This is a genomic window from Ligilactobacillus hayakitensis DSM 18933 = JCM 14209 (genome assembly GCF_000615845.1).
GTDB lineage: Bacteria > Bacillota > Bacilli > Lactobacillales > Lactobacillaceae > Ligilactobacillus > Ligilactobacillus hayakitensis.
The window spans coordinates 1-11,529 of sequence record NZ_BAML01000041.1; the positions used below are offsets into that span (position 1 = coordinate 1).

At 37.0% G+C, this 11,529-nt stretch carries 10 protein-coding genes, 2 pseudogenes and 1 other annotated feature; all 12 genes and pseudogenes read right to left on the reverse strand.

Annotation, left to right across the window (positions count from 1 at the left end):
* Positions 1 to 255: 255 nt before the first annotated feature.
* The gene (locus JCM14209_RS07895; RefSeq protein ID WP_025022936.1) at positions 256 to 621 is read right to left on the reverse strand and encodes a hypothetical protein; all 366 of its coding nucleotides are present in this window, start codon (positions 619 to 621) and stop codon (positions 256 to 258) included.
* 19 nt (positions 622 to 640) lie between these two features.
* Positions 641 to 1,432 carry a DUF805 domain-containing protein gene (locus JCM14209_RS09770; RefSeq protein WP_051523421.1) on the reverse strand — a complete coding sequence of 264 codons (792 nt, stop codon included), beginning with the start codon at positions 1,430 to 1,432 and terminating at the stop codon, positions 641 to 643.
* 128 nt (positions 1,433 to 1,560) lie between these two features.
* A pseudogene (gene asnA, locus JCM14209_RS09505) lies at positions 1,561 to 2,570 on the reverse strand (aspartate--ammonia ligase).
* A gap of 62 nt (positions 2,571 to 2,632) precedes the next feature.
* Positions 2,633 to 2,882, reverse strand: a binding site (T-box leader).
* Between the two features lie 251 nt (positions 2,883 to 3,133).
* A complete protein-coding gene (locus JCM14209_RS07910; RefSeq protein WP_025022938.1) occupies positions 3,134 to 3,700 on the reverse strand; it encodes a hypothetical protein in 567 nt (188 codons plus the stop codon).
* Between the two features lie 11 nt (positions 3,701 to 3,711).
* Positions 3,712 to 4,194 carry a hypothetical protein gene (locus JCM14209_RS07915; protein WP_025022939.1) on the reverse strand — a complete coding sequence of 161 codons (483 nt, stop codon included), beginning with the start codon at positions 4,192 to 4,194 and terminating at the stop codon, positions 3,712 to 3,714.
* Positions 4,195 to 4,211: 17 nt separating this feature from the next.
* A complete protein-coding gene (locus JCM14209_RS10415) occupies positions 4,212 to 4,754 on the reverse strand; it encodes an N-6 DNA methylase (protein ID WP_162148754.1) in 543 nt (180 codons plus the stop codon).
* Positions 4,733 to 5,704, reverse strand: a complete 972-nt coding sequence (locus JCM14209_RS10420) for an N-6 DNA methylase (RefSeq protein ID WP_025022941.1) — start codon at positions 5,702 to 5,704, stop codon at positions 4,733 to 4,735. Before JCM14209_RS10420 ends, JCM14209_RS10415 begins: the two co-directional genes overlap by 22 nt.
* Positions 5,697 to 6,260: a restriction endonuclease subunit S gene (locus JCM14209_RS07930; RefSeq protein WP_025022942.1), complete on the reverse strand. Its 564-nt coding sequence runs from the start codon at positions 6,258 to 6,260 to the stop codon at positions 5,697 to 5,699. Before JCM14209_RS07930 ends, JCM14209_RS10420 begins: the two co-directional genes overlap by 8 nt.
* 154 nt (positions 6,261 to 6,414) lie before the next feature.
* Positions 6,415 to 7,886: pseudogene (locus tag JCM14209_RS09510) on the reverse strand (glycoside hydrolase family 1 protein).
* A 189-nt stretch (positions 7,887 to 8,075) separates the two neighbouring features.
* Positions 8,076 to 9,305: an MDR family MFS transporter gene (locus tag JCM14209_RS07940; RefSeq protein ID WP_025022943.1), complete on the reverse strand. Its 1,230-nt coding sequence runs from the start codon at positions 9,303 to 9,305 to the stop codon at positions 8,076 to 8,078.
* 119 nt (positions 9,306 to 9,424) lie between these two features.
* Positions 9,425 to 10,141 (reverse strand): alpha/beta family hydrolase, encoded by a 717-nt coding sequence (locus JCM14209_RS07945; RefSeq protein ID WP_025022944.1) that lies wholly within the window; start codon positions 10,139 to 10,141, stop codon positions 9,425 to 9,427.
* Between the two features lie 196 nt (positions 10,142 to 10,337).
* The coding region (locus JCM14209_RS07950; protein WP_025022945.1) for a Rib/alpha-like domain-containing protein at positions 10,338 to 11,529 on the reverse strand (1,192 nt) is incomplete at its 5' end.

Sequence of the window (11,529 nt, forward strand, 5' to 3'; positions counted from 1 at the left end):
ATTTTTTTAATGTACACGTAATGTAATCGCGTGACGCGATTCCTGCGATTTTAATCGCGGGTAGTTCAAATGAAATTTGTATTTAGCAAGAAAAGCACGTGTAGATATTATGCATTGATAATTTACATAAGAAGTTTTCCTCAGCCTTATTTTTCTTTCGTTTCACTTTTTAGTGCAACGATTCCGTTTTCGTTTCAAAACGATTCGCAACGATTCAAAAAAAAGAGCCGAGAATAATCTCAGCCCCAATAAATCTTATTGCCGTTGGTTTTCGATTTCATCCACATGAATAAAAAAGATTGTGAGTAAACTTAAAGTTGCAGGAACAATTAAGAACCAGCAAAAAATAATTGGTGATAAGAATGAAAATAACGCAATTACTCTGCCAGCATTGCGCTTTCTTTTGTAATTAGCACTCACATAAATTGTCATTACCACCCCAAGCACGCATAACATACTAAGAATTGACCAGTAATAAATTCCGCTTAAAGAAGTTAAATCTAAGCTGAATAATTGCTTATGTTCTGTGGCATATGCCGCAAAGTTATAAAATCCTAACATATAAGCAACAAATTGAATTGCTGAAAAAACTTGAATCCAGCGTGAAATTTTCTTTTCCATTTTAAAATCCTCATTTCAATTATTGATTTTCATAATTGTTGTTTGAATTTGGCGTTTGCTCTATCTGTTCTGATGAACTTGGTGATTGTTGATTAGTTGTACTTTGAGCGGTTGACATTTGATTAACATCTGCTTGCACTAGATTTCCCATCGCATCATTTACTGGAACGTTGAAATTCATCATACCGCCAAAAAAGTTTGGTATTTCCTTTTGACGACAGAAGAATTTTCCAAAAGCACCTGCATTGGGTGCCACGCACATTTTATCGCTTCCAGTTACATTAACGATAAAGGCAATTAATCGAACTACTGCTTGGAGTAGATACCCGACAATCGCCATCATTCCGATTCCACCATAAAAAGCATCTGACGCATTTCCATCAATAAATAAATTTTCTCCCATTGTTGCCATTTCCGCAAACATTGAAGCATAAAATACAATGGTAAAAATGACTGAAATAAAGATCCCTGATCCCCATAATATCCAGGCTCCACTAGTCGTTAAACCAGCATCGCGAAAACGGCGAATTCTAATGGCGATACCTGGAATAATCGTTGCTAAACGCGCAATAATCATCAATAAAATAACGATCATAATTCCGATCCCATACGCGTCCTCATCCCCGTTTGTCGCAATATCAGTAATTACGATCGCTAAAATCATCATGAAAAAAACAGCACAAAAACTAATAATTTCCCATAATTTTATCCACCAGTATCCGGCACGCGTCGTTCTACCAGAAAAGTCAACGTAACCCTTCCAGTAATCTAAGAAAGCTTGCCACATCCCAACTTGTTTTGGTTGTTGCATATTTTTGGCCTCCATTTATATTTTTTAATTTCATTTCTAATTACTATATTGTAGTCAATCTAATCCAAAAAAGCAAGTCCATTTCTGAACTTGCTTATGCCCACACTATATATATCTTAGCTTGCCTCTTAAAGTAAATGAATATTGGCTGCTTCACATTGGTCAATCATTTCTTGAGGCCAAACGCTAGCTTGTACTTCACCCACGTGTGCTTTACCTAATAGTAACATGCACAAACGTGATTGTCCGATTCCCCCACCAATTGTGTAAGGTAATTCACCGTTTAATAACATTTGGTGGAAAGGTAATTCTTTTCTTTGTTCTTGATCTGCTTGTTTTAATTGGTATTCCATGGCTTTTTCATCAACGCGAATTCCCATACTTGAGATTTCAAGTTTACGTTGTAATGGTTCATACCAGAAAATAATGTCGCCGTTTAAGCTCCAGTCATCGTAGTCTGGGGCACGGCCATCATGGGGTTCTTGACTACCTTCAAGCATGTCACCAATCTTCATTAAGAAAACAGCGCCGTATTCTTTAGCGATTTTATCTTCACGTTCATCAGGAGTTAAATCTGGCCATCTGTCTTCTAATTCTTGGGTTGTCACAAAATGAATTTCATCTGGTAAATGGTGCACTGCTTGAGGGAACTTGTACCAAACTTCGTGTTCCATGTGCTTGATAACTTTGTAGATTGTTCGCACAGTTTCTTTTAAAGTTGCTTCTGTTCGTTCTTCTTTAGCGATAACTTTTTCCCAGTCCCATTGATCAACGTAAATTGAATGGTAGTTATCTAAATCTTCGTCTTTACGAATGGCGTTCATGTTAGTATACAAACCTTCATGCATCCCAAAACCATAGCGTTTCAAAGCATAACGTTTCCATTTGGCTAATGAGTGTACGATTTCAATGGTTTCACCAGGAAGCCCCTTCATTTCAAATGAAACTGGGCCTTCAACCCCGTTTAAATCATCGTTTAAACCAGTGCTTTTTTCAACAAACATTGGCGCTGACATTCTTTGTAAGCCATTTCTTTTCCAAATTCGTCTTGGAAAGTTTCGCGAATGTAGCGAATAGCTTCTTCTGTTTCTCTGATTGATAATTTTGGATCGTAGTCCTTTGGAATAATTAAACTCATAATAGTTCTCCTTTGTTGTTTAAGATTTAAGGAGAAAATAAAAAAGCCTTTCTCCCCCAAACTTAAGGGACGAAAGGCTTATTTCCGCGGTACCACCCAAATTGTCTAGTTAAACTAGACCACTTTATGGAGCACCATCATGCCCCACCGGTAAGATAACGTGCCGGTGACGTCCAAGCCTACTTTGCGAATGCATTTGGGTTGGCAGTATGCGGAAAAGTGTTATTCAATAGCGCAGGGTCTGCCGGTTTTGCACTACCACCGACTCACTGAAAGAATGTCGCTACCTACTTGTCTTTTCATGACTTTTACGTTTCATTTATAATTTATGTTTTTTATTTTAAAGCTTTTTTTAGAAAATGCAAGCTTTTTTGATAACTTTTTCAAAAAAGTTTGTTTTTTACTCAAATAAACCGTGATTTTATTGGGATTGTTCAAGTTTATTTTTTCTAATCTTCTTCTCGGATTCCATATTGATATGGAGCTCTTAAATTATTGGAAACATAGCGACAAACTAAAAAAGCTTGCTAAACAGATCTTTTCTTCTGTCTAACAAGTTTTTTTTAATGCAATGTCCACATTGCCAAGAAAATAACCATGAAGTTAAAGAACGTCAAAATAGCTAAGACCAATTTAACAAGCATGCCAATTCCAACGGCCTTACCTTCTTTTTTATCTTCTTGTTTGCTTTCGTCATCATCGAATATAGCTTCAACGAAGTTCTTCGGTAACCCACTGTCCGTAATTAAATTCGTCATAACAATCTCAACGATGACCAATACTACCATTACAACGGAAATCATGCAAAACAATCCTAATAGCAAAAACAGACAAATTACCAAATATACGCCAAATGTATTTTGAAAACGTAAAATAAATTCACCGTGATAATAGCGCAAGGAAAAAATCACCATGAAAATTACAAATTCAAATGCTCCTTGCATGCTGATATGTAATTTATCGAAGCCAAACGATTTTTCCATCATCTTTTCACTCACTTCAATTCGAGGCAAAAGCTTATACTCTAGCGACGCAATAATTCCTTGGATCAAGATATTAAAAAGCATCATCCAAAAAATAATCATCCCCACATGATGTTGCTGCAAGTTATTTGCGATTATCTGAAACATTTTTTGCCCCCCTATCCATGCAACCAAATGTAAATGACACTACACAAGACCACATCAATCAAAATGGCTTGGATGCACCAGTACAAATATGTTTTGAAGATTTTCTTTTGCGGCACGTTAAAAATTCGTTCCATCCACGCCTTTGCATCAGTACTACTGTCGATATCAATGTTTTTGTATTGTTGCAGCTGTTTTTGCGAATAAACCGCCAAAAAAGTTTCCATAAACATCCCTAAAACAAGCAAACCGACCAGCGCAATTTTGATAACCCAATCGCTTAGCTGAACAATATTTACCAACAGCAATTCCAAGGAACAAATTACCGCTACTAAAATATTATTTTGGTAATATAAGCGCATAGTTTTAGGGCTTAATTGCAGTTTATCATTCTCTTCATAAGTAAAAAATTTTACTTTAACTTGGCTGACAACAGCTTGAGCTAAAATCAGCACCATCATCATCACATATATTAATAATTTCAAATCTAACTTCACACTTTTGGCCTCACATCTTATTTTAGTAACATTTCAATAACCTGATCGGCGTTGATATCAATGTCTTTGGTTAAATCTTGGAGTAAATTTGCTAATTCTTGGCTATTTTGCTGACTTTTGTCTTGTAATGCTTTAACTTTGTTTTTTTGTTCTTGCAAATCAAGCAAAGGTTTAGCTTTAAACATGTCGATATAACGTGAATAATACAAGTTATAATCGTTTTTAGCGATTATTTCAGGGGAAACAACACTCGCAAGTTGCGGAATTTTTTCACGTTTTTTGTAAATATCAATTACTTTTTTCATCCCCGTGTTATCGCCATTATCTACCACATTAATGAACATCACATTTTTATCAGTGCGATTCTTTTTGAAAACCAAAATTGATTTTTCAGCCTTACTTACATCAGATTCAGTGGTCCAGTTAATTACTGCATCTAAATAATTTAATTCAATTAACCGTTTACGTATCTTGGCTTCTGTTGATCCTCTTAACAACGCTCCTCTAGGCACTACTGCCACCATTGTCCCCGAATCTTTTAAATGAAGCAAGCCCCGCAATACAAAGGCATAATCAGGTTTTGTTCTTGAAGCAACGCCGAGACGATTTGATAAAATGCATCGTCTTCTTTAATTAAGTTTACATCCCAACCGCGAATAAATGGCATGTCCATCACCACGTTATCAAATTTCAGTGCGCCACTAAATTTTTCATCGGTTAAAGTGTCCCCAGAAATAAACTTAAAGTCATTGGGATGAATTCCATGAACTAAATAATTCAACTTCGCAGCTTCAACAAAGTTTGCTTCTAATTCTTGACCGTAAAATTTAATTTCTTTATCCGGCAATAACGCTTTAAGCTCTAACATTGCTTCTCCTTTTCCAAGAGCTCCATCATAAATAGTAAAGTTATCTGGATGTTCATCTAGGTTAAGCAATTCAGCGATAAGTTTATTTATATTATCTTCATATTTTGCTTCAATTTTAATACTGCTTTCATCATCAAGTAAAATAGTTTCAAGCTCTTCTTTTGACCACTCTATGAATGTTTTTCTTTGATCATTAACTTTTTTACCAAGATTCATTTCAACATAAATAATATATTTTAAAATTTCTTCTTCTTGTCCTTGTTCAAGGTATTTTTCTAGTAGCTCTAATTGCCAATTAAAGATATTTGATAATAACAAGTTATTTTGTTGAAATGCTTGCCAGGATTTTTTAAGTAAATCCACTTTATTTTCAGATTTACTGATTGAATAAAATAAGTATTTTGCCTCAATGAAATAGCCCAATTTATTTTCTAACTTCTCTTTAAAAGCGTCCTCTAGTTGAGCATACTGATCAACAATTCCACTCATGTTCAATTCTTCATTACTGGTCATCTTTGAAAATTCTTCAACTATTCTTTGTGAAAGGTTGGCATACCCTACAATCCCAGTAGATATCCAATTAAAGATATTATAGTTTTTTGGTTTTGCTTTATTTTTTAATTTTTCTAATCTTTTATCCATTACTTACCCCCGCCTTTTTTTCATCAACTTGCTTTAAAACTTGAAGGGTTGATGCTTGGATTTCTTCAATCCGCAATTTTTCTTGGTGCACCATCATCAACATGTGGCGGTAGGCATCACCGATTTTTACTTGTTCATCAAAATCCGGGAAGCTAACCTTTAAGCTCTTTAAGGTAGATGGGCGCATTCTTCTGACAACATTCCCATCACTATTCGCTAAGAATTGACGCGCTACTTCATCCGATTCGTTAAGCTTATAACATAAATACCAGCTATAAACATTCTTATTATCTACTACAATCTTGATAAAGTTTTGGGCCATCCCTAACCCTTTAGTCACATCAGATACGACAGCCGCACGGTTATTCATTACGTTGATAATCACGTCGCCGGCATTAACTTCGTGTCTTTCTTGAAACTCGATTTTCTTGCCGACATAACCGCGATACAAATCTTCTTCTAAATCAACATTGGTATATTTTTCTTGATATTTTCGATTTAAGCTTTGATTAACCCCACTGGTAATCAAGCCGATTCCTGTTTGCTTTTCTAACATTTTAATCCCTCATACTTAAATTACTATCGTTACAAATATTAATGTTATTATTATAGCGCATTTTACTCATTTCGTATATAAATCAAGATATTTATTAATGGATTTTCTCACAAAAAAAGACAAAAGCTCAAAAAACTTTTGCCTTTAATTTGATTTAATCTGTAAGGTCATCCCCGTTAGTTGCAATAACCTTCTTGTACCAGTAGAATGAATCCTTTGGTAAACGATCCAAGCTACCGTTGCCGTTGTCATCGCGATCAACATAAATGAAACCATAACGCTTGCTCATTTGTCCAGTTCCGGCTGAAACACAATCGATACAGCCCCAAGTTGTGTAACCACGAAGATCTACGCCATTACCAACGGCTTTATCCATGGCTTCAATGTGTTGGCGTAAGTAATCAATGCGGTAGTCATCATGAACTGTGCCATCTTCTAACTTATCAACCGCACCCAAACCGTTTTCAACCACCATTATTGGTAATTCGTAACGGTCATAGATTTCTTCAAGGTATAATTCTAAACCATCAGCGTCAGTTGCCCAACCCCATTCGGAATAATTCAAGTAAGGTTCTTAGCTCCCATTGAGAAGTTCCCGCCGACTTTTTCTTCTGGTTCGTGAGTTGTTACCAAGCTTGACATGTAGTATGAGAAAGTATACATATCAACTTTACCATCCATCAAGTCTTGTTTGTCTTGTTCGGTAATATCTAAGTGAACATTGTGTTCGTTCCACAAGCGTTTGGCGTAGGTTGGATATTTACCTTTTGCTTGGACATCCCCACAGTAATACAAGTTCTTTTCTAAAGCGTGGCGGTTAGCTAATTGATCTTTAGGATCCGTTGTGCCCGGGTATGAAATGATACCGCAAATCATGTTTCCAACCACATAATTAGGGTCGATTTCATGGGCGGCTTTAACTGCACGAGCGGAAGCCACAAATTGGTAGTGAAGCTTTTGGTATGCATGTTGATAAGCTTCATCAGTTCCATTGTCACCAAAATCTAAGAACATGACTGCGGAATTGATTTCGTTGAAAGTAAGCCAGTATTTAACCAGTCCTTTGTATTCGTTAAACAAGACGCGCGCATATTTTTCATATTCATCAATCATCTTACGGTCTTGCCAGTCCCCATATTTTTCACTCAATCCTAAAGGATCTTCATAGTGAGAAATCGTTACTAATGGTTCGATGTTGTATTTTTTAAGTTCTTCAAACACGCGACGGTAGAAATCTAATCCTTCTTGGTTAGGCTTTGTTTCATCGCCATTTGGGAAAATTCTTGTCCACGCAATTGATAAACGGTAAACTTTAAAGCCCATGTCCGCAAAAAGCTTGATATCTTCTTTGTAACGATGGTAAAAGTCAATCGCTTCGTGGTTTGGATAGTATTCATCTTCAAAGACTTCTCCTTTAGCCCCATGAGGAAGTCCTTGACCAGGAACACTGGCAATTTTTTGGCGTTTACCATCCAAAACATAAGTTAAATAACGCGGAGCTTCATAACTCCCAGCGGTTTGAATATCAGTTACTGAAAGGCCTTTGCCGCCTTGTGCGTATCCCCCTTCAACTTGGTTAGCGGCTGTTGCGCCACCCCATAAGAAATCTTTACTAAAATTTGCCATATCGATCCATCCCTTCTCAAAAGCATTTAGTATGCGTTTTCATTAAGTATACAAATCCAGTGTAGCACACTCCCAAAAAATATGTAAGGGCTTACTTTGAGGCGCAAAAAAAAGCTGCACTCCCTTATATTTCAAGGAAATCCAGCTGTTTTTGCGTAAAATCCAAGTATTTTTTGCGAAAATTTTATTTTAACTTAATTGTTGTAGTTTTTGATGAGCGGAATACGCCACAAAAATCAAGCCGCCAATCGCAATCAATCCAAAGGCAACTTGCACCCCAATTAAGCCAGTAAAATGACTCAAGGAAACTAAGCTTGAAGCTAAGATACTTCCTAATGGTTGGGACATCGCGATGAAACCTGAATATGATCCAATTTTATTTTCATCCATCATATCGGCCCGCAAAACTTGGCTGGCAGGCACGTTAATCATTTCCCCGATGGTAAAAATAATTACCGTAAGAATCAATAAATCAAATTGTTCAAACGTAAAGCTCAACAAGATTCCACCGGCATAAAGGATTGATCCAATCGTGATTTGATTAAGAAGCTTCCATTTTTTCGTCCAGCGATTTACGAGCGTCATAAATAAGACAATGATAATCGTGTTAGTGAAAATCATAATTGATAACATTTTTGACCCCGTAATAGTAGCTCCAAGGATTGCAAACGGTTTGAAAGTCAATTTCAAGTGGACCGGTACATAGTTATCCATCTGCAGCCACGCACTCGCAAATAAAGTCGTCCCGATTGCGTAAAATACAAAGATTTTATCTGTAAGGACTTCGCCGTAATTCTTGAAGGTATCTAAGATTCCTAAGCCATGTTCAAACTCGATATCATCAGGCAAGGTTTCTTCGAAATAAAGATAAGTGATCACAAAGCAAATGGAATTAGCCACAAATAATCCGATTAACAATTCAAAGAAATACTTATCATAAAATAACCCTGAAATCCCAGCCCCTAACATAACCGCAACGTTGATAAACCAATAACTGATGGTATATACAAAACGCCGATTACTTTCGTTCGTCATATCAATTAGCATCGCATCATAAGCTGGACGCAAGAAATTATAGGAAATATTTTCAATCAAAATTCCCACAAAGGTCAACCACGGCGTTACATGATTTGGCACATTGGCAATAATCGTCAAAAACCAACCAATGCTTGTTCCAATTGAACCGTAATTAATGACTTTTTTTCTGCCCAAAGCATCCGACAAATGTCCCCCATACAAGGTACCAACAAACCCTGCGATACTGGTAATCATCATCATAACTCCCGTCCAAAAAGCGCCGTAATAATTCGTGTAATACATCGCCATGAACGGATAAACGCTTGATCCTAGCGTGATATTCACAAATTGAATTAACTCACGGAGCTGAATTTGTTTTGGTAATGCAAAAAATTCGCGCATAATTTCCTCCTTATTTTTGTTTTTGCTAACAATTTTATTCCTTAAACTTCCTACAAGCAAGTGTTTTCAAATAAAAATGAAAAAACTTGAAAACAAGGGCTTTGCTTTCAAGTTTTTGATCAATTTACATTTTGGAGCCATTGTGTCAATACATCTGCAACTTGTTTTTGTTGCGTGGCATTGGAAATCGTGGCTTTGTTATCGCCTTTTTGCTTGCCATAAGCCCCAAAGTTCGCGTGGTTGCCCCCTTTAATTACGGCATACGTTGTATTTTTTGGAAGATAGACTTTGTTATGTTCGAACTTATCTTTTTGCATCACCCCATCACGACTCGCAGATATATTAAGCACTGGTAGTTGACTTTGATCTAACCGCCCCTTTTTATCAGCGTAAGCGCCTAAGAAAAACACTGCTTTGAGATGCTTGTCGTGCTTAGCAGCAGCGTATCTTGCAGCCATCGCACCACCCAGAGAATGGCCGCCAATGACATAGTCTTCATTCTTACCAACGACATTTTTAGCGGCATTTTGGTCAAAGACCGCTAAGTTCAAAGGAAAGTGCACGATTTTGACCGTATAACCTTTTTTCGCTAAATCTTGCGCCCAAATCGCATACGCATTCGGATTAACCAAAGCTCCAGGATACACCACCACTGTTAGCTTACTGTTCTTAGCTTTAAAAGTCGTGACCTTGCTAGTTTGGGATGCTTTTTTCGCAATTACTTGCGCCCTTGTAGTTGGTTGATATGTTGCATGGTCAATCCCTAGTTTCACGCCGCTTGCAAGAATCGCTACCAAAACGAGCCCGATTATCACACTTTTTTTGAATTTTTTCATTGCTATTTTCACCCTTTTTATTAATTATAATTTATATTTATTTCTTTTTTTGGGGGGTTCGTCAATAGAATATTTTATGTTATTTTCAATATTGCTTCGCTTGCTTGGCTAACAAAAAAACGGTTAGATAACCGCCTCTTTTGGGTTATCTAACCGTAAAAACATCTTATTGAATTTTTATTTAATCATTCAATGATTACTTGTCTTCTTTGCGCTTACGTGCCATTGCACCTAAACCAAACATTGAACCGGCAGCTACTAATGCTACACCCATTAATGATGTATTTTCTTTAGTTTCACCTGTTTGTGGTAAGACATGCTTATCATCAAGGTTGGCATTGCTTGCTTTTGCCTTGTTTGCAGCGTTGGCAACTACTTGGTTAGCCTTGTTTGTAGCATCATTTGCTTTAACATTTTCAGCGTCACCAGCAGTATTTTCAGATGAAGTATTAGCTTCATTTGCTTTTGCACCACCATTATTTGATGTTGCTGGTACTGTTTGTGAATTTGCCTTATCTGCTACCAATTGGTCGCCAGGAATTACCTTTGTTGAACCATCTGGGTAAGTGATTGTTGCAGTTCCATCATTTTCAACTTCAACCTTTGTTCCTTGTGGGAAGTTATCTTTGTTTGATTCTTTGATCTTATCGATAACTTCTTGTTTTTCTTCATCAGTTAAGTTCGTTGGATCCTTAACTGTTACCTTGTCAGGAACTACTAATGAAATTTCAGAATCATCTGTTACATGAACTGTTACTGGTACTTCTTCTTTTGAGCCATCTGGGAATGTCACAACTACTACGCCTGGTTTGTCACCCTTTGTACTTACATCTGGAGTATCCTTCCATTCGTATGTTGTTTCCTTTGGCATGTCATCCTTGTTTGTGATACCATCTTCTGCTTTTGGTGTTACATTCAAGTCTGTGTCAATGTCGTTGCCTTTTGGTTCGTATTTTGAAGCGTCATCATCTACATGGACTGTGATGTTAACTTCTTCTTTTGAGCCGTCTGGGTATGTCACAACTACTGTACTTGGCTTGTCACCTGGTGTGCTTACATCTGGTGTTTCTTTCCATTCGTATGTTGTGCCCTTTGGCATGTCATCCTTGTTTGTGATACCATCTTCTGCTTTTGGTGTCTTGTTCAAGTCTGTATCGATGTCGTTGCCTTTTGGTTCATGTTTTGAAGCGTCATCCGTTACATGGACTGTGATGTTAACTTCTTCTTTTGAGCCGTCTGGGTATGTCACAACTACTGTTCTTGGTTTGTCTCCTGGTGTACTTACATCTGGTGTTTCTTTCCATTCGTACTTAGTTCCGTCTGGCATGTCATCCTTGTTTGTGATACCATCTTCTGCTTTTGGTGTCTTGTTCAAGTCTGTGTCAATA

What these genes read in the sequence shown, in the direction of transcription:
- JCM14209_RS07895 (WP_025022936.1), bottom strand. Translation starts at nt 621, where the DNA reads ATGGAAAAGAAAATTTCACGCTGGATTCAAGTTTTTTCAGCAATTCAA.
- JCM14209_RS09770 (WP_051523421.1), bottom strand. Translation starts at nt 1,432, where the DNA reads ATGCAACAACCAAAACAAGTTGGGATGTGGCAAGCTTTCTTAGATTAC.
- JCM14209_RS07910 (WP_025022938.1), bottom strand. Translation starts at nt 3,700, where the DNA reads ATGTTTCAGATAATCGCAAATAACTTGCAGCAACATCATGTGGGGATG.
- JCM14209_RS10420 (WP_025022941.1), bottom strand. Translation starts at nt 5,704, where the DNA reads ATGGATAAAAGATTAGAAAAATTAAAAAATAAAGCAAAACCAAAAAAC.
- JCM14209_RS07930 (WP_025022942.1), bottom strand. Translation starts at nt 6,260, where the DNA reads ATGTTAGAAAAGCAAACAGGAATCGGCTTGATTACCAGTGGGGTTAAT.
- JCM14209_RS07940 (WP_025022943.1), bottom strand. Translation starts at nt 9,305, where the DNA reads ATGCGCGAATTTTTTGCATTACCAAAACAAATTCAGCTCCGTGAGTTA.
- JCM14209_RS07945 (WP_025022944.1), bottom strand. Translation starts at nt 10,141, where the DNA reads ATGAAAAAATTCAAAAAAAGTGTGATAATCGGGCTCGTTTTGGTAGCG.